The sequence below is a fragment of the Nonomuraea sp. NPDC050394 genome, from assembly GCF_044459065.1.
GTDB lineage: Bacteria > Actinomycetota > Actinomycetes > Streptosporangiales > Streptosporangiaceae > Nonomuraea.
Genome location: NZ_JBITIO010000024.1, coordinates 56,934 through 73,924 on the forward strand (window position 1 = coordinate 56,934; position 16,991 = coordinate 73,924).

Annotated in this window: 18 protein-coding genes; 8 read left to right on the top strand and 10 right to left on the bottom strand. The window is 72.2% G+C overall.

Annotation, left to right across the window (positions count from 1 at the left end):
* Positions 1-27: 27 nt before the first annotated feature.
* The gene (locus ACIBKY_RS50495; protein WP_397109042.1) at positions 28-975 is read left to right on the top strand and encodes an endonuclease/exonuclease/phosphatase family protein; all 948 of its coding nucleotides are present in this window, start codon (positions 28-30) and stop codon (positions 973-975) included.
* Positions 976-981: 6 nt separating this feature from the next.
* Here the strand turns inward: ACIBKY_RS50495 and ACIBKY_RS50500 are convergent, their stop codons facing one another.
* From ACIBKY_RS50500 to ACIBKY_RS50510, 3 genes are read right to left on the bottom strand one after another with little or no spacing between them, the layout of a single operon-like run.
* The gene (locus tag ACIBKY_RS50500; protein ID WP_397109044.1) at positions 982-1,545 is read right to left on the bottom strand and encodes a DUF1349 domain-containing protein; all 564 of its coding nucleotides are present in this window, start codon (positions 1,543-1,545) and stop codon (positions 982-984) included.
* 4 nt (positions 1,546-1,549) lie between these two features.
* Positions 1,550-2,443 carry a spherulation-specific family 4 protein gene (locus tag ACIBKY_RS50505; RefSeq protein WP_397109046.1) on the bottom strand — a complete coding sequence of 298 codons (894 nt, stop codon included), beginning with the start codon at positions 2,441-2,443 and terminating at the stop codon, positions 1,550-1,552.
* Entirely contained in the window at positions 2,440-3,312 is an 873-nt protein-coding gene (locus ACIBKY_RS50510) for an NAD-dependent epimerase/dehydratase family protein (RefSeq protein WP_397109151.1), read from the bottom strand. The genes ACIBKY_RS50505 and ACIBKY_RS50510 overlap by 4 nt, the downstream gene beginning before the upstream one ends.
* Positions 3,313-3,587: 275 nt before the next feature.
* Here ACIBKY_RS50510 and ACIBKY_RS50515 point away from each other — a divergent pair, with 275 nt between their 5' ends.
* Positions 3,588-3,908, top strand: coding sequence for a GroES family chaperonin (locus tag ACIBKY_RS50515; RefSeq protein ID WP_379625626.1), 321 nt, complete (start codon positions 3,588-3,590; stop codon positions 3,906-3,908).
* A 7-nt stretch (positions 3,909-3,915) separates the two neighbouring features.
* Here the strand turns inward: ACIBKY_RS50515 and ACIBKY_RS50520 are convergent, their stop codons facing one another.
* Positions 3,916-4,833, bottom strand: a complete 918-nt coding sequence (locus ACIBKY_RS50520; protein ID WP_397109049.1) for a hypothetical protein — start codon at positions 4,831-4,833, stop codon at positions 3,916-3,918.
* Positions 4,834-4,886: 53 nt separating this feature from the next.
* Positions 4,887-5,321, bottom strand: a complete 435-nt coding sequence (locus tag ACIBKY_RS50525; RefSeq protein ID WP_397109051.1) for a TIGR02611 family protein — start codon at positions 5,319-5,321, stop codon at positions 4,887-4,889.
* 130 nt (positions 5,322-5,451) lie between these two features.
* On the opposite strand from ACIBKY_RS50525, the gene ACIBKY_RS50530 reads away from it, so the two are divergent.
* Genes ACIBKY_RS50530 through ACIBKY_RS50540 form a run of 3 tightly spaced genes read left to right on the top strand, consistent with a single transcriptional unit; the run spans position 5,452 to position 8,009 of the window.
* Complete coding sequence (locus tag ACIBKY_RS50530) at positions 5,452-6,345, top strand: phosphotriesterase (protein ID WP_397109053.1); 894 nt, start codon at positions 5,452-5,454, stop codon at positions 6,343-6,345.
* Between the two features lie 20 nt (positions 6,346-6,365).
* Complete coding sequence (locus ACIBKY_RS50535; protein WP_397109055.1) at positions 6,366-7,310, top strand: sensor histidine kinase; 945 nt, start codon at positions 6,366-6,368, stop codon at positions 7,308-7,310.
* A 45-nt stretch (positions 7,311-7,355) separates the two neighbouring features.
* A complete protein-coding gene (locus ACIBKY_RS50540) occupies positions 7,356-8,009 on the top strand; it encodes a response regulator (protein ID WP_397109057.1) in 654 nt (217 codons plus the stop codon).
* Here ACIBKY_RS50540 and secY read toward each other — a convergent pair.
* Positions 8,002-9,267, bottom strand: a complete 1,266-nt coding sequence (gene secY / locus ACIBKY_RS50545; protein WP_397109059.1) for a preprotein translocase subunit SecY — start codon at positions 9,265-9,267, stop codon at positions 8,002-8,004. The genes ACIBKY_RS50540 and secY overlap by 8 nt on opposite strands.
* A gap of 85 nt (positions 9,268-9,352) precedes the next feature.
* Here secY and ACIBKY_RS50550 point away from each other — a divergent pair, with 85 nt between their 5' ends.
* Positions 9,353-9,949: an AAA family ATPase gene (locus tag ACIBKY_RS50550; RefSeq protein WP_397109061.1), complete on the top strand. Its 597-nt coding sequence runs from the start codon at positions 9,353-9,355 to the stop codon at positions 9,947-9,949.
* Here the strand turns inward: ACIBKY_RS50550 and ACIBKY_RS50555 are convergent.
* Positions 9,891-10,502, bottom strand: a complete 612-nt coding sequence (locus tag ACIBKY_RS50555; RefSeq protein WP_397109063.1) for a TetR/AcrR family transcriptional regulator — start codon at positions 10,500-10,502, stop codon at positions 9,891-9,893. The genes ACIBKY_RS50550 and ACIBKY_RS50555 overlap by 59 nt on opposite strands.
* A gap of 48 nt (positions 10,503-10,550) precedes the next feature.
* Here ACIBKY_RS50555 and ACIBKY_RS50560 point away from each other — a divergent pair, with 48 nt between their 5' ends.
* Positions 10,551-12,722 (top strand): excinuclease ABC subunit UvrA, encoded by a 2,172-nt coding sequence (locus ACIBKY_RS50560; protein WP_397109065.1) that lies wholly within the window; start codon positions 10,551-10,553, stop codon positions 12,720-12,722.
* Here ACIBKY_RS50560 and ACIBKY_RS50565 read toward each other — a convergent pair.
* A complete protein-coding gene (locus tag ACIBKY_RS50565; RefSeq protein ID WP_397109067.1) occupies positions 12,685-13,458 on the bottom strand; it encodes a putative hydro-lyase in 774 nt (257 codons plus the stop codon). The two genes, ACIBKY_RS50560 and ACIBKY_RS50565, sit on opposite strands and share 38 nt — an antisense overlap.
* A gap of 47 nt (positions 13,459-13,505) precedes the next feature.
* Between ACIBKY_RS50565 and ACIBKY_RS50570 the strand changes: the two genes are divergently transcribed.
* Entirely contained in the window at positions 13,506-14,948 is a 1,443-nt protein-coding gene (locus ACIBKY_RS50570; RefSeq protein ID WP_397109069.1) for a hypothetical protein, read from the top strand.
* A gap of 25 nt (positions 14,949-14,973) precedes the next feature.
* Here ACIBKY_RS50570 and ACIBKY_RS50575 read toward each other — a convergent pair whose 3' ends face one another.
* Together ACIBKY_RS50575 and ACIBKY_RS50580 are read right to left on the bottom strand one after the other, a co-directional pair.
* Positions 14,974-16,224, bottom strand: a complete 1,251-nt coding sequence (locus ACIBKY_RS50575; protein ID WP_397109071.1) for a sugar ABC transporter permease — start codon at positions 16,222-16,224, stop codon at positions 14,974-14,976.
* Positions 16,221-16,991: an ATP-binding cassette domain-containing protein gene (locus ACIBKY_RS50580; protein ID WP_397109073.1), complete on the bottom strand. Its 771-nt coding sequence runs from the start codon at positions 16,989-16,991 to the stop codon at positions 16,221-16,223. Before ACIBKY_RS50580 ends, ACIBKY_RS50575 begins: the two co-directional genes overlap by 4 nt.

Sequence of the window (16,991 nt, forward strand, 5' to 3'; positions counted from 1 at the left end):
CGGCTTGTCCGGCAATACAGCCATGTGATGTGGATTCTGGTGGTTCCCTTCGCGGGGTGGGCAGTGTTGCGGGTGGCCGGAGTGGTGCCCGCCTGGCCGTGGGTGCCGCTGGTGGCGTTCACCCCGTATGTGGCGATCGCGTCGGTGGTGCCGCTGGCGCTGGCCGCCGCGCGGCGGCGGTGGGTGGCGGCCGGAGTGGCCGCGGTGAGCTGCCTGGCCCTCGCCGGGAGCGTGCTGCCCCGTCAACTGCCCGAGGCCAACCCGCCTGCCGCGGGGGCGCGGTTGCGGGTGCTGTCGGTCAACCTCCGCGTGGGCCAGGCCGAGCCCGAGGCCCTCATCGCGCTGGTACGGCGGCTGCGTCCCGACGTGCTGACGCTGCAGGAGTTCACGGCGCAGGCCCGCGAGCGGATCGACGCGCTGGGGCTCGGCCGATTGCTGCCGCACCGGGTGGACCGTTCCGCGCCGGGGGCGAGCGGGTCGGCCGTGTACGCGCGGTATCCGGTGACCGAGCTGCCGATGATCGCGCACGGGAACTTCCGGCAGACCCGGGCGACGCTGACCGTGTCGGGTGTTCCGGTCGAGGTGGTGTCGGTGCATCCGTGCGCGCCCCGCTACGACGGCCGGGTCACCTGCTGGCGCCAGGGCCTCGACGCCCTGCCGCGGGCCGGGGGCGGGCCGCGGGGCGGCGGCGGGCTGCGGGGCGGCGGCGGGCTGCGGGTGTTGGCCGGCGACTTCAACGCCACCCTCGACCATCCGCCCATGCGCGCTCTGCTCGCCTCCGGCTACCGCGACGCGGCCGACGTGACCGGGCAGGGGTTCACGCACACGTGGCCGGTGGTGGGGTGGAAGTACCTGCCGGGCGTGCAGATCGACCACATCCTGGCCTCGCGGGAGATCGCGGTGACGCGGTTCGGCGTCCACGACCTGCCCGGCACCGACCACCGGCCCGTCTTCGCCAGCCTCAGGCTGCCGTGACCGGGATCAGGCGGTGGCGACGCGGACGTCGGTGAAGCGGAGCGGGAAGCCCTTGCCCACCGGGGCGGCGGCCATCGCGCCGGCCAGGACGGGGGCCTCGGGCGGGAAGTAGGCCACGCGTAACAGGTGTTCGGGGGGTTCGCCGGCCAGGCCGTACCGGACGCTGACCGCGTCGCCCACCCGGTCCAGTTCGAAGGTGACCCCGTCCGGGCTCTCGTGCAACGGGAGCATCGAGGCGTCGGAGTAGTCGCGCGTCACCACCGTGGCCAGGCAGAACGCGCCATCGGTGAACTCCACGCCCGCCTTGATCCAGGTCGTCTCGTCGATCCGCAGGACGGCGCCGGCCTGGTCGTGCTGCTCGGCGTACTCGCCGGTAAAGGTCACCGACAGGCGCAGGTCGCCGCTCTGCGTGCGGCCGAACACATGGGCGTTGTCGAAGGTGTAGCCGTAGCGGGTGCGCCGCCACAGATCCGTGCCGCCGTCGCAGAACAGGGTCAGGCCGTCGTCGGCGGTCCACTCCCTTGGAGGGTTCAGCCACTGCCAGCCCGTGGCGCCGAAGGCCATGATCATGGATTTATCCTGCCACGATCCTCCGGCCGTAGTAAGCGGGCAGGTCTGTCCAACCCGGGCCGTCGCTGAGGTGGACCGTTCCCGCCAGCCTGGCGGCCTTCCGCAACGTCGCCACGCGGACGCGTTCGCCCACCCCGTGGATCAGGTGGCAGAAGCGGCCCCGCGCCAGCGCCCTCGCCCAGGCGGGCTCCCTGATCGCGCGGTAGGCGGCCAGCGGGCCCTCGAACGTCACCAGGACGTCCGCCAGTGCCGCGTAGCCGGGGTCGGGGTAAACGCCCGGGTTGAGGACGATCGTGCCGCGGACGCCGTCGACGATCTCGCGATAGTGCTCCAGGCGGTCGGCGTCGGCGGCGACCTGGTCGAGGAAGACGCCGCGCAGGCCGTACCAGGACCTGATTCTGCGCAGGTCGGCGCGGACGTCGGCGGCGGCGCGCAGCCCGAAGTCGGTGTCCACCCGCGCCAGCACCTCGCTGCCCGCCGCGACGAGCCGGCCCACGATCGGCGCGTAGGCGGCCTCGCGCTCCTCACCGAGGTCGAGCACCACCAGCCTCGGCGGTACGGCCAGCAGCCGCCGCCACGTGTCCGCCGCCTCCCCGGGACTGAAGTAGGCCGGCACACAGGCCCCGACCAGCGCCTGCCCGACCTCCAGCAAGCGCACCTCCTCCTGCTCGCTCACCCTTCCGCCACCTCTCCCCAAAACCGGCGCGCTTCTCCTCGTACCGGGCCCGGCCTGCGGCTCCGGCCAGGTCTCGACCGGCGTCACGTGCGCGTCCGGCGTCACGTGTGTATCCGGCAGCACGCGCACGTCCGGGCCGCCGGGTGGCATCGGTGGCGTGGGCCGCTCGTGGCCGGGTGGCGTGCCGCCCGGTGTCCAGTCCCGTGCCGCGTTCCCGCTCATGGTGTCGTGCCGCTCTCCACCGGCCGGGCCGGCGCGTTCAGGGCCGACCACAGGGCCTGGAGCGAGTCGCGCAGCGTCGTGCGCGGCCGCCAGCCCAGGGAGTCGGCCGCGCGGGTGATGTCGGCGCACTGCCACGGAACGGCGGGCTGACCCTGCCCGCCGGGCAGCACGCGCGCGCCGGGCCTGGCGACCTCCACGAGGATGGAGACCAGGTCGTGGACCGGGGTGGCGCGCCCGCTGCCGATGTTGAGCACCGGTGGCAGCGGCCCGTCGGCCCCGGCCGCCATCGCCACCGCCTCGGCGACGTCGCGTACGTCCACGAAGTCGCGGTAGACGTCCTGCCCGCCGACGACCAGGTCGCCGCCGTCGCGCAGGGCGAGGGCGAGTTTGGTGGGCAGCGAACCGGGCGGCGCGCCGGGTCCGATGACGTTGAAGGCGCGCAGGACCGAGGCGTCGAGGCCGTCGGCGGCGGCCGCCCGGACGAGTTCGGTCCCGGCCAGCTTGGCCAGGCCGTAGGCGCCGAGGGGGTCGCAGGCGTCGTCCTCGGAGATGGGCGGGCCCATGGGCACCCGGCCGTACTCGGCGGCGCTGCCCACCTGCACGTACTTGGCCCGCGGGGCCGCGACGGCGAGTGTGGCCAGCAGGCGGGCTACGGCGACGACGTTGTCCTTGGCCAGGGTGGCGGGGTCGCCGCCGGTGGCGCCGGCGCAGTTGATCACGACGTCGGGGGCGATCTCGTACATGAGCCCGGTGAGCTCGGCGTGCCCGGAGGCGGCCAGGTCGATCCGGCCGCGCGGGACGGCGACGACGTTCCGCTCCCCCAGCGCGGCCCGTACGTGCCGGCCGATGAAGCCGGCGGCGCCGAACATCACGATCACCGTGAGCCGCTCCCCATATCACCACAACCCCGCGCTCAGCCACGTGCCCCCCTTGACACCGCGGCTGAGCAAGTTATAGCCGAGCCCCGGGAAAGCCCGCCGGAAGTTCCCGCAAACAACGCCCTGACCTGCGCAAACACCATTCACCGACTTTTCCGCAAATTTCGCGTGAAAGGCCTGACGCGGCGTATGTCCCCCGGCCAGAGCGCCCGGCCATCCGGGGCATGCGGGCGGGCCGAGGTTCCCGATGGACGTAAACTGCGGATGTGGCAGAACCGAAGTTCGAGATCCAGATGCTCCACGACCGGGTGCTGATCCGGCTGGAGCGCGAGGCCGAAGAGCGGCGCAGCGGAGCGGGAATCGTCATCCCGGCGACGGTCAAGCTCGCCAACCGGCTGTCCTGGGGCCAGGTCTGCGGCGTGGGCGCGAGCGCGCGCACGGTCAAGGTCGGCGACAAGGTCCTGCTCAACCCGGAGGAGCAGTTCGAGGTCGAACTGCACGCCCAGACCTACCTGGTCATGCGCGAGCGCGACCTGCACGCCGTGGCCACCACCGAGACCGACCACGGCACCGGCCTCTACCTGTAGGCACGCATCACTGATCGCGGACGAAGTGCAGCCAGAGCCCCCCGCGCCACGCCTTGGCCGGGACCCCGGCGAGCACGCGCTTGGTCTTGCCCGTCAGATCCAGGACCACCAGCCGGTACGCGCCCTGCCACGCCGTGACCGCGATCACGTGGCTCTCGTCCCACCACCCGAACAACGCCTCCGGCTCGGCCCGCACCCGCCGGACGATCTTCCCGGTGGCCGGGTCGACGACGCACAGCTGCTCGGTGAACGACGACGGGCACCACATGGCCAGTTGCCTGCCCGACGGTGAGAAGGCGTCCTCGGGGCCGGTCGGCAGCCCGATCGAGGGGAACGTCCGCACCACCTTGCCGTCGGCCGGGTTGTAGACGCGCAGGCCCTTGCCGTACTCGGCGATGAGGTTGCCGTCGGGCGTCCACCAGAAGCCCGCGCGCGCCGCGGTGCCGGTCACGGTGACCGTGCGGGCGGTGGAGGCGAGCGCGTCGACGACGGTGAACCCGGTCGTGCGCCACTTGCCGCCCACCTTCTTCTCCACGGTCAGCACGACCTTGGTGCCGTCGCGCGACCACGAGGCGTAGGAGGCGGTGAGCGGCTTCCTGACCGTGCGGATGCGGGCGGGCTTGCCGGCGACCCGGTCGGTGACGACGACCGAGTCCCAGCCGGAGCGGTAGGCGTCGGGCACCGCGGCGACCCTGCGGCCGTCGGGTGAGAGCGCCGCCTCGGAGAAGCCCTTCTGCCGGACGAAGGTGTCGCCGGTCAGCGCCCTCAGGTAGGTGCGCTTGGTGCCGAATCCGTAGGAGCCGAGGCGTACCGGATCGTTGGCCTGCTCCTGGACGGTTACGCCCGTGCCGGGCAGGGGCACGTTGGCGGCCACGCCGGCGGGGGCGAGCAGCGCGATCACCGCGAGGACGCTTTTGACGAGCACGCCCGCAGATTAGACACTCCTGGGGACGAAGTCCCGCGTGATGCCGAACGGGTCTAGAGGTAGTCCTTGGCCATCTGCAGGAGGTCGACGCCGAGGGTCCTGAGGCCGAAGTAGACGATCACGCCGGCGGCCGCGACGGTCACGACGGCGACCAGGATGCGGACCGTCCAGCCCTGGCGCTTGTACCACTGGGTCCAGGCGTGCAGCGTGCGCTTGCCGAACTCCAGCACCTTGTGCGCCCAGTGGAACTCGGTGGCCAGCACCGCGAGGCCGGCGAAGACGACCAGCCAGCCCGGTCCGGGGAAGGGCACCATGATGAGGCCGCCGATGACCATGACGGATCCGATGACCCCGATGACGATCTTCAGCGTGAGCGCGCCGGAGCGGGTCGACCTGACTCCGTCCAGCCACCCGTGTATGCCGGACCTGCGCGCCGCCTCGTCCTTGAGCTTGTCGGCGTCGCCGGTTTCGGAGTTCTGGATAGGCACGATTCCCCCGCGACTGTCGGTGTGCGAACCACGATACCGGTGCCGCTTTCATTCTCCTTGCAGGTAGATCTTCGCCTCAAAACAGGCATTGAGCGGCAAATATCGGTTAATGTCTGGCATGCCCGAGGTCATGCTTCGCACCGTCACCGGCCCCATACGCGCGGCCGCGATCACCGGTGCCGTTCTCCCCCATGAGCACCTGCGCAACGACATGCGCTGGGCGGCCGGCGTCGACTCCGACCCGCACCGCTGGCTGGACGAGGAGCGTCCCGTCACCGAGGAACTGCGCTCGCTGCGTCAGCAGGACGGGCTCGGCCTCGTGGTCGAACTCACCTGCATGGGCATGGGCCGCGACGCCGCCTCCCTGGCCAGGATCGCGGCCGGCAGCCGGGTCCCGGTCGTCGCCGCCACCGGCCTGTACGCCGAGCCGTTCGCCGACGCCCGCGACGCGAGCGTCGAGGAGCTGACCGGCCGGCTGATGAGCGAGATCACCTCCGGTCTCGACGGCACCGGCGTCTTCCCCGGCGTCATCGGCGCCGTCGGCTGCTGGGGCGAGGAGCCCACCGCGGTCGAGGAGCGCTGCCTGGTCGCCGCCGCCCGCGCCTCGCAGTCCTCGCGGCTGCCGGTCGCCACCCACGGCCAGGACCCCACCGGCATCCTGGAGATCATGCTGGGCCAGGGCCTGCCCGCGCGGCGCGTCAGCGTCGGCTACACCGGCACCGACCTGGGCGCCGCCCGCAAGATCGCCGAGGCTGGCGCGTACGTCGGCCTGTCCTCCCTCGCCCAGGGCCCCGAGCAGGCCGCGCGTCTCGTGCTCGGCCTCATCGAGGACGGCCACGCCGAGCGGATCCTGCTCGGCTCCGGCATGAGCCGCGTCGCCCAGCTCCAGCGCTACGAGGGTCCCGGCTACGCGCACCTGTTCCACGCGCTGCTGCCCCGGCTGTGCGAGGCGGGCGTGCCCGACCAGACGCGCCACCTGCTCACGCACACCAACCCGCTGCGCTGGCTCACCGGGACCGGCTGACGACTGGTTAGGATCGTGGGGTGAGCAAGCTCCCCCGCCTGTCCAAGCTGAGCGACCTGCCCGCGGTCGTCGTGCTGGCGTGGGCGGGCTGGCTGGCCGTCCCGTGGTCCTTCAGCGGCCTCGCCCAGGCGCAGGCCGCCGCCGCGGAGGCCGCCGCCCAGACCGTTCCCCACGATCCCGCCCGTGCCGCCGCCGAGATCCGCGAGGCCGCCGCTCCCGCCGAGGTCCGCGCTCCGGCCGCGGAGGTCCGCGCCTCGGTCGCGGAAGCGCGCGCCGCGGTCGGGGAGGGGCGCGGGGCCGCTCCCGCCGACGATCCGGTACGGCCGGCCGAAACGGTCCGGCAGGCCGGGCCGTACAAGACGTGGGGCATGGCGGCGCGGCGTGACGCGGTCGCGATGGAGCGGGCCAGGATCGCCGGAGAGGTGCACGACGCGGCGGGCCACGGCCTGGCGGCGATCGCCATGCAGGCGGGGCTGGCCCTGGTCACCCTCGACGAGAACCCCGAGCAGGCGCGCGCCTCGCTGCTGGCCATCAAGGAGACCAGCACCCAGGCACTGGCCCATCTGCGGGCCGCGCTCGACGGCATCGAGGCCGAGGGCGACCTGCCGGGGCTGATCGACGGCGTGCGGGCGGCCGGGCTGCCGGTGGACGTCGAGCCCGCCGAGCCGAAGGTGCCCGCCGACCTGAGCGGCGCCGTCTACAAGGTGGTGCGGGAGTCGCTGACGAACGTGCTGCGCCACGCGGGCCCGACCCGGGCGCTGGTGCGGCTGTCGGCGGACCCGGGAGTGTACGTGGTGGAGGTGGCCGACCGGGGCGCCGGCTGGTCGGGCGCGGCCGAGGGCCGGGGGCTGACCGGGATGCGCGCGCGGGTGCAGTCCGCGGGCGGCCAGTTCGCCGCGGGCCCGCGTGAGGGCGGCGGTTTCCGGGTGATCGCCCGCTTCCCTCGCACCGGCGACACCGCGTGAACAGAGACAGCTTGTGAACAGGCGGCGCGTGAACAGAGGCGGCGCGTGATCAGGGTCGCCGTGGCCGACGACCAGGCGGTCGTGCGGATGGGGTTGCGGGCGCTGATCGAGCGCGAGGGCGACCTGGAGTGCGTGGGCGAAGCCGCCGACGGCGCGCAGGCGCTCAAACTGCTCCGCGACACCCGCCCCGACGTGCTGCTGCTGGACATCCGCATGCCCGGGATGGACGGCGTCGAGACGCTCAGGGCCATCGCCGCCGACCCGGGCCTGAGCGGCACCCGGATCGTGGTGGTGACCACGTTCGCGGTCGACGAGTACGTCTTCGCCGCCCTGCAGGCGGGCGCGAGCGGCTTCGTGCTGAAGGACAGCGCCCCCGACGAGCTGGTCAGCGCGATCCGGGTGGTGGCGGCGGGCGAGGCGCTGCTGTCGCCGTCCATCACGCGCAAGGTCATCGGCCTGTTCGGCCGCCACGCGGGCGCCGAGCCGGTCGCGGGCGTGGAGACGCTGACGCCGCGCGAGCGGGAACTGGTGGCGTGGGTGGCGACCGGGCGCTCGAACGAGGAGATCGCCGGGGAGCTGGTGATCAGCCCGGACACGGTCCGCACCCACGTGAGCCGGGCGATGGTGAAGCTGCACGCCCGCGACCGCGCCCAGCTGGTGGTGTTCGCGATGCGGGCGGGCCTGGTCCTGCCTACCTGAGCAGCCCTTCGTAGTTGCGCTGCTGCAGCTGGGCCTCGATCTGCTTCACGGTGTCGAGGCCGACGCCGACCATGATGAGGACGCTGGTGCCGCCGAAGGGGAAGTTCTGCTGCGTGGACGAGTCGCGCAGCAGCGCGAAGGCGATCAGCGGCAGCAGGGCGAGCACGCCGAGGTAGACGGCGCCGGGCGCGGTGAGCCGCGAGAGCACGTACGACAGGTATCCGGCGGTCGGCTTGCCGGGCCGGATCCCGGAGACGAAGCCCCCGAAGCGCCGCATGTTGTCGGCCACCTCGACGGCGTTGAAGGTGATCGACACGTAGAAGTAGGCGAAGGCCACGATGAGCGCGAAGTATCCGGCCATGTAGAGCGGATGGTCGCCTTCGAGGTACGGCGCCAGCCACGGCACCTGGCCGGCGAAGAGCGTCGGGATGTAGAGCAGCGAGGAGGTGAAGATGACCGGCACGATGCCCGCCTGGTTGACCTTCAGCGGGATGTAGGTGCTGGTGCCGCCGTAGGTTCTGCGGCCGACCATGCGCTTGGCGTACTGCACGGGGACGCGCCGCTGTGCCTGCTCCATGAAGACGACCGCCGCCACCAGGAAGACGCCGGAGACGAGGATGACGACGGCGGCGAAGCCGTTCATCGTGAAGATCGTCGACATGTAGGACGGGAAGACCGCGACGACCTGCGTGAACATCAGGATCGACATGCCGTTGCCGATCCCCCTGTCGGTGATCAGCTCGCCCAGCCACATGACCGCGCAGGTGCCCGCGACCATGACGCTGACCAGCACGGCGATGCTGAGCAGGCCGTCGTCGCGCAGCACCGGCTCCCGGCAGCCGGGGAACAGCTGCCCGCTCCTGGCCAGCGCCACCACGGTGGTGGCGTTGAGCACGGCCAGCGCGACCGTGAGGTAGCGGGTGTACTGGGTGATCTTCTGCTGCTTGCCCTCCTTGCGCAGCGCGTCCAGCCGCGGGATGAGCACCGCCATGAGCTGCATGATGATGCTGGCCGTGATGTACGGCATGACGCCGAGCGCGAACACCGACAGCTTCAGCATCGCCCCGCCGCTGAACAGCTGCACCATCTCGGCCAGCCCGCCGCGGACGCTGCCGAGGCACCGCTGCACGGCGACCACGTCCACGCCCGGCGAGGGCAGGATCTGGCCCAGCCGGAACAGGGCAATGAGGCTGAGCGTGAACAGCAGCTTCCGGCGCAGATCCGCGATGCGGAACGCGCGCACGAACAGGGTGAGCATGCGCCGAGTCTGGCCATGCGCCGCGCGAAGGGCGTCCGACGGCAGGAGGCTGTCGGGTACGCAGATCCGCGTAGGCTCTGACCTCGTGGTTCCTGTCTGGGTGATCAGCGGCCCGCCGGGCGCGGGCAAGTCCACCGTCGCCGCCGCGCTCCTGGCCCGCCTGACGCCGGTTCCGGCGCTGCTGGACAAGGACACCGTCTACGGCGGCTTCGTCACCGAGACCCTCCGGGCGTACGGCCGGCCGCCCGGCGAGCGCGAGGGCCCCTGGTACGACGAGCACGTCAAGCGGCACGAGTACGGCGGCCTGACCGGGCTGGCCCGCACGATCAGGAGCCACGGCTGCCCGGTGATGCTGGACGGCCCGTTCACCTCGCAGGTGCACTCGGCCGAGCTGTGGGCGCACTGGGTGAAGGAGCTCGGCGGCGGCCCGGCGCGGCTGGTGTGGGTGCGCTCCGACGGGCCGACGCTGCGCGAGCGGCTGGTGGCGCGGGGCCTTGAGCGGGACGCGGGCAAGCTGGGCGCGTTCGAGGACTACCTGGCGGCGATCCGGGTGGACGAGCCGCCGGCCGTACCGCATCTGGAGATCGACAACCGGCGGGGCGCGCCCGGCGTCGGCGACCAGCTCACCGCGGCGGGTATGCCCCCGCGAACACCCCGGGCAGGCGCGGGACCAGACGCATGAAGACGCCGTCGTCGTAGGAGGCCCCGGGCTGGTTGGCGAGCTGCTGGGAGACGACCCCGGCGATCAGGCTCGCGGCCAGGGCGAGGCCCTCCTCCCCCGCGGCCTCGGGGGCGACCTCGCCGCGGGCGACCGCGCCCTCGATCAGGGTGGCGAAGTGCCCGCGGATGGCGAGGGCCGGGGCATAGGCCTGCTCCGAAGGGGTGAATCCGGGCACGGGGCGCCAGAACAGGAGCTGGGCGAGGATCTGGTTGGCCATGATCCAGCGAGCTCCGGCCTCCAGGGAGGCGCCCATGGCGGCCAGGCCCGGCTCCATGCCTTCCGCGGCCTGCCGTACGGCGTCGAGGTAGCCCTTCTGACCGCGCTCGAAGAGCGCGTCGTAGACCGCGGCCCGCGACGGGAAGTACTTGTACAGCGAGGGCGGCTGGATGCCGAGCCGTCTGGCGACGGTCGTCATGCTCAGCGCGGCCACGCCGTCGGCGGCCATCACCTCCAGGGAGATCCGCAGGATCTCCTCCTGGGTCTCCGTCCGGCGGCGGGCTCGACGATCTGTCACAGCCATAGCATAAGCTATAGGTAGTAGCTAAAGCTATGAGGAGTTCCCGTGGACATCATTCTGGCCGGACTGAAGCAGAACAACCTCAAGGACATCTCGCTGCGCCTGCCCAAGGAGCGCCTGACCGTCTTCACCGGCGTGTCGGGATCGGGCAAGTCGTCGGTGGTGTTCGGCACGATCGCCACCGAGTCGCAGCGGCAGATGAACGCGACCTACAACGCGTTCATCCGCAACCGGCTGCCCAAGTTCGAGCGGCCGCGCGCCGAACGGCTGGCCCACCTGACGCCCGCCGTCGTCGTCGACCAGAAGCCCGTCGGCGGCAACGCGCGCTCGACCGTCGGCACCATGACGGAGATCCACCCCATCCTGCGCGTGCTCTTCTCCCGGTACGGCCGGCCGTCCGCCGGCCCGGCGAGCGCCTACTCCTTCAACGACCCGCAGGGCATGTGCCCCGAGTGCGACGGCCTGGGCAAGACCGTCCAGCTCGACCTGGACCTGGCCATCGACAAGACCCTGTCGCTCAACGAGGGCGCGCTGCGGCTGTGGTCGGTGGGGTCGTGGACGTGGAAGCTGTATGAGCAGTCCGGCCTGTTCGACATGGACAAGCCGGTCGGCGAGTTCACGCCCGAGGAGACGCGCCAGTTGCTCCACGGCGAGAGCTTCAAGATGGAGCGCGGCACCTACGAGGGCGTGGCCGACCGCTTCGACCGCCTCTATCTCAAGCGCGACAAGGAACTGGTGTCGGCGAAGAAGATGCTGGCCGAAGGCCCGTGCCGGACGTGCGGCGGCGCCCGGCTCAACCGGGCCGCGCTGGCCTCGCGCATCGGCGCGCACAACATCGCCGGCTACGGCGCGATGGAGGTCGCCGACCTGATCGTCGTGCTGGAGGGCCTCGGCAACCCGGTCGCGGGCCCGGCCGTGGCGGCGCTGCGCCGCATCGAGGCGGTCGGCCTCGGCTACCTCAGCCTCGACCGGCAGACCAGCACGCTGAGCGGCGGCGAGGCGCAACGGCTGAAGACCGTACGCCACCTGGGCAGCTCGCTGAGCGGGCTCACCTACATCTTCGACGAGCCGAGCGTCGGCCTGCACCCGCGCGACGTGCACCTGCTCGGCGAACTGCTGCTGGAGCTGCGCGACAGCGGCAACACGGTGATCGTGGTCGAGCACGACCGCGACATCATCGAGCTGGCCGACCACGTGGTGGACATGGGCCCGCGCGCCGGCGCGTCCGGTGGCGAGGTCGTCTACGAGGGCGGCGTGCCGGGCCTGCGCGCCGCGAAGACGCTCACCGGCCGCATGCTGCGCCGTACCACGGGGCTCAAGCCGGAGGTGCGCGCGCCGTCGGACTGGATGACGATCGCGGGCGCCTCCCGCCACAACCTTCACGACGTCTCGGTACGCGTCCCGCTGGGCGTGCTGACGGCGGTCACCGGCGTGGCCGGATCGGGCAAGAGCACGCTCATGGCCTTCGCCAACGGCATCGCGATCGACCAGTCGCAGATCGGCGGCTCGATCCGCTCCACGCCCGCCACCTACCTCAACGCCATGGACTCCATCCGCAAGCTCTTCGCCACCGCCAACGGCGTGGAGCCCGGCTGGTTCAGCTTCAACGCGCTGGGCGCCTGCCCGGCCTGCGAGGGCAAGGGCGTGATCAAGACCGACCTCGCCTTCATGGACCCGGTCACGTCCGTCTGCGACGCCTGCGGCGGCAGCCGCTACAACCCGACGGCCCTGTCCTACCGCTACGAGGGCCGCACGATCGCCGACGTGCTGGCCATGACGGCGGAGGAGGCCGACGGCGTGTTCGGCATGTTCGGCGCGCTGAGCGAGCTCGGCCTCGGGTACCTGACCGTCGGGCAGCCGCTGAGCACGCTGTCGGGTGGCGAGCGGCAGCGGCTCAAGCTGGCCCACCGGCTGCGCGAGAGCGGCAACGTGTACGTCTTCGACGAGCCGACGACCGGGCTGCACATGGCCGACGTGGACACGCTGCTGGCGCTGCTCGACCGGCTGGTCGACGCCGGCAACACGGTGATCGTGGTCGAGCACGACCTGGACGTGGTCAAGCACGCCGACTGGGTGATCGACATGGGGCCGGAGGCGGGCCAGCACGGCGGCCGCGTCGTGTTCACGGGCACGCCGGCGGAGCTGGCCGACGCCTCCACCCACACGGCGAAATATCTCGCTAAGTCGCTCGAAAGTCCTCATCGCGGGCATCGATGATCGCCATATGCCCCGGGAGGTGGCCGATGGCGAAGTCCACGGCGCCGATCGCGAGCTGAGGCGTCACCCCGCACGCCCAGAACACCGGTACCTCCCCCGGCTCCACCGGCACCCGATCCCCGAAGTCCGGATTTTTCAGGTCTTGGATGCCCAGGGCTGCCGGATCCCCCACGTGGACGGGCGCACCGTGGACCGCCGGATAGCGGCCGGTGACCTCCCGCGCGACGTCCACGAGCTCCTCGGGAATGGGCCGCATCGAGACGACCAGCGGCCCCGCGAAGACGCCGGCCGGCGCGCAGGCCACGGCGGTGCGGTACATCGGCACGTTCACGCCCAGCTCCACGTGCCTGACCGGGACGCCCTCCGCCATGAGCGCCGCCTCGAAGGTGAAGCTGCAGCCGAGCAGGAACGCGACCAGGTCCTCACGCCAGTCGGCCACCACGTCCGCGACGTCCTTGACCGGGCGGCCACCCCGGTAGACCCGGTAGCCGGGCAGGTCGGTACGCAGGTCTCCCGGGAACAGCCGGGTGGCGGTGGCGCCGGGCTCACCGGCGTCCAGGATCGGGCAGGGCTTCGGGTTGCGCTCGGCGAAACGGCGGAAGTCGGCGGCGTACGCGGCGGGCAGCGCGATGAGGTTCGCCTGCGTCCAGCCCGCGCACCAGCCCGCCGTGGGCACCCGCTCCCCCTGCCTGAACCTGGCCCGCGCCTGCGCCGGGCCGAGCGCCGATTCCCGCATGTCATCTCCCCTGGGCTTTTCGGTCGGGCGCGAGTAGAAAGTGACTCGTGCCCCCAACGGACTGGAACCACGCCGAGACCCGCCTCTGGCACTCCTTCCGCCAGGGCGCCGAGCTCGACCTCGGCGCCCTGGACGAGGCCGAGCGCAAGATCCGCGCGGACGTCGTCGCCGAACTCCTCCTGCACGGCCCGGACGCGCTGCCCGGCAGGGTCGCCGCGCTGAAGCTCACCGGAGCCGAGATCCAGGGCCGCCTCGACCTGGAGGGCGCCGTCATCGAGCCGGCGCTGGCCCTGGTGGGCTGCACGTTCGAGCTCGGCGTGAACCTGACCACGGCGACCGCGGGCGCGATCTGCCTCAACGACTCCCACCTCCCGGAACTGTCGGCGGAGCTGCTCAGGGCCCGGACGTTCATGATGCGCGACGCCGTGCTCGACGGGAACCTCTGGATCCAGGGCGCGCGTGTCGACATCGACATCGACCTGGACCGCACCCGCGTCGCCGGGTTCCTCAACGCCAACCTCGCCGTCACCGGCGGCTGGCTCAACGGCCGCGGCTCCCCGCGCCACGACGACGCCGGACCCGGCCTCACGATCGGTGGCGAGCTCGACCTGGTGGGCGCGCAGCTCGGCGGCCTCGACCTGCACGCCGCCAGGATCGGCGACGGCGTGTGGGCCAGGGGCGCCGTCATCGGCTACGCCTGTCTCGCCACGGCCGAGATCGGCGGCCCGCTCAGCCTGCGCGCCGCCCGGATCACCGGGGAGCTCGACCTCGGCGCCGTCCTCATCCGCCCCTCGTCCGACCCCACCATGATCGACCTCGCGGACGCGGAGGTGGCCACCGCCGTCGTCACCCCCGCGCCCGGCGGTTCCGGCCGCGTCTCGCTGCGCAACGCCCGCATCACCGCGTACGCCGACCAGCCCGGCGCCGGCCACGAGACCGACCTGGACGGCTTCGCCTACCAGCGCCTCGACCCCCTGTCACCGGAGTGCGCCGACGAGCGCCTTGCCTGGCTCGAACGCGGGGCGGCGCCGGGCACGCCACAGCCCTACGAGCAGCTCGCCGCCGCCTACCGCGCCGCCGGGCTGCACCGGGAGGCGGGGCGCGTGCTGCGGGAGAAGCTGCGCCGTACCGCGCGGGCGCGGGGCGGTCTCGCTCGGGCGTGGGGGGCGCTCCAAGACCTCGTGCTCGGGTACGGCTACCAGCCCTGGCGGGCCGTCGTGGCGTTCGTGGCGATCCTGGCGGCGGGGACGGTCTACTTCGCCACGGTCAGCTGCCCGTCCCTGTGCCCGGTCAAGGCCGGTGAGCATCCGGCCTGGGACCCGTTCCTCTACACCCTCGACCTGCTGATCCCGCTCGCCAACTTGGGCCACGACGGCGTCTGGAACCCGCTGGGCCTGGCCAAGGCGGTCAGCCTGGTGGTGATCGTGGCCGGGTGGGCCCTGGTGACCACCATCGCCGCCGCGGCCGCCCGCGCCCTGACCCGGCCCTGAGCGTCTGTCGCGCCCGGCCGGGTGGTCAGGCGCGGCCGCTGGCCTTCTGGCTGCGGCGGCTGACCGAGTCGATGACCACGGCGGCCAGCAGCACCGCTCCGGTCACGATGAACTGGATCGCGTTGCTCACCCCCTGCAGCGCCATGCCCGAGGCGATCGACTGGATGACCAGCATGCCGAGCAACGCCGAGTAGGCGCTGCCCCGGCCGCCGAACAGGGAGGTGCCGCCGATGACGGCCGCCGCGATGGCCATCATGAGCACGTTGCTCTGCCCGGTGGCCTGGCTGGCGCTGGAGATGCGGGAGGCGGCGAAGATGCCGCCCAGCGCGGCGAAGGCGCCGGAGATGGCGAAGACGGACATGCGGATGAAGGCCACGTTGATGCCGGCCCGCCGGGCGGCCTCGATGTTGCCGCCGACCGCGAAGATGCTGCGGCCGTACTTGGTGCGCCGCTGGACGAAGTCGGTGACGACCACCACCGCCAGGAAGATCAGCAGGGCGAGCGGCAGACCTCGGTAGAGGTTGAGGACGTAGGCGACGCCGAACGCCACGACGGCCAGCACCGCCGTACGGAAGACGATGTCGCCGACCGTGCGGGAGGGGACCCCGGCGGCGCGGCGGCGGGCGTTGCCCACGAGCGAGACGAGCAGAAACCCGGCGGTCGCGGCGGCGGCGAGGAGGTAAGCGGCGATGACGTAGGCGAAGTAGGTGTCGGTGAGGCTGGAGATCAGGCCGTCGGGCAGGTTGATGGTGCCGTTCGGGCCGAGTACCCAGAGCTGGAAGCCGGTCCAGGCGAGCATGCCAGCCAGCGTGACCACGAAGGACGGCACGCCGATCTTGGCGAAGAAGAAGCCGTGGAACAGGCCCATCGCGGCGCCGACCGCGACCGCGACGATCATCGACGGCAGCGGGTCCCAGCCCTGGCCGACGCTGAGTACGGCCAGCACGGCCGCGCACGCGCCGCTGACCGCGCCGGCCGAAAGGTCGATCTCGCCCAGGAGCAGCACGAAGACGATGCCGACCGAGATCAGGCCGGTGGCGACGATGTCGACGCTGAGGTTGGACAGGTTCTGCGGCGACAGGAAGCGGTCGTTGAGTGTCTGGAAGACGATCCAGATGACGACCAGCCCGATGATCACGGGGAGCGGGCCGAGTTCGCCGCCCTTGATCCGGCGCCTGAACTCGCCGAGGTAGCCGGCGAAACCCTTCTCGCGCACCAGCAGCCGAGGGTCGACCTGAGCCTCGGCCGCGGGGCCCGCCGGCTTCTCCCGCGTCATTCGCCCTCCTCGGAACGGGCCCGGCGGCGGGAGACCGCGTTGTCCGTGGCGCCGGTGATCGCGGCGATGATCTCCTCCTGCGTGGTGCTCCGCGCGTCGAAGACGCCGTTGTTCCGGCCCAGCCGCAGGACGGCGATACGGTCGGCGACCGCCTTGACGTCGACCATGTTGTGGCTGATCAGGATCACGCCGAGTCCTTGGGCCCGCAGCCGTTCGACCAGGTCGAGTACCTGCGCGGTCTGCTCGACGCCAAGGGCGGCGGTGGGCTCGTCCAGCAGGACCACCTTGGGCTCGCCGAGCAGCGAGCGGGAGATCGCCACGGTCTGGCGCTGGCCCCCGGACAGCGAGGCCACCGGGATCCGCACACTCGGGATCTTGATGGACAGCGTGTTGAGCAGGTCGCGCGAGCGCTTCTCCATGGCGACCTCGTCGAGCACGCCGAGGCGGCGGATCTCGTTGCCGAGGAACAGGTTGCCGACCACGTCGAGGTTGTCGCAGAGCGCGAGGTCCTGGTAGACGGTGGCGATGCCGAGCGACTGCGCCTCGCCCGGGCTGTGGATGGTGACCGGGCGGCCCTGCCAGCGGATCTCCCCCTCGTCGGATGGGCCGACGCCGGCGATGACCTTGATCATCGTGGACTTGCCCGCGCCGTTGTCGCCGACCAGCGCGAGGACCTCGCCGGCGTTGACCTCCAGCGAGACCTCCGTCAGCGCCTGCACGGCGCCGAAGCGCTTGGAGACCCCCTCCAGGGCCAGGACCGGTGCCAC

Excerpts from the sequence above, each read along its gene's own strand:
- ACIBKY_RS50495 (WP_397109042.1), top strand. The coding sequence starts at position 28 with ATGTGGATTCTGGTGGTTCCCTTCGCGGGGTGGGCAGTGTTGCGGGTG.
- ACIBKY_RS50500 (WP_397109044.1), bottom strand. The coding sequence starts at position 1,545 with ATGATCATGGCCTTCGGCGCCACGGGCTGGCAGTGGCTGAACCCTCCA.
- ACIBKY_RS50505 (WP_397109046.1), bottom strand. The coding sequence starts at position 2,443 with ATGAGCGGGAACGCGGCACGGGACTGGACACCGGGCGGCACGCCACCC.
- ACIBKY_RS50510 (WP_397109151.1), bottom strand. The coding sequence starts at position 3,312 with ATGTTCGGCGCCGCCGGCTTCATCGGCCGGCACGTACGGGCCGCGCTG.
- ACIBKY_RS50530 (WP_397109053.1), top strand. The coding sequence starts at position 5,452 with ATGCTTCGCACCGTCACCGGCCCCATACGCGCGGCCGCGATCACCGGT.
- secY (WP_397109059.1), bottom strand. The coding sequence starts at position 9,267 with ATGCTCACCCTGTTCGTGCGCGCGTTCCGCATCGCGGATCTGCGCCGG.
- ACIBKY_RS50565 (WP_397109067.1), bottom strand. The coding sequence starts at position 13,458 with ATGCGGGAATCGGCGCTCGGCCCGGCGCAGGCGCGGGCCAGGTTCAGG.
- ACIBKY_RS50575 (WP_397109071.1), bottom strand. The coding sequence starts at position 16,224 with ATGACGCGGGAGAAGCCGGCGGGCCCCGCGGCCGAGGCTCAGGTCGAC.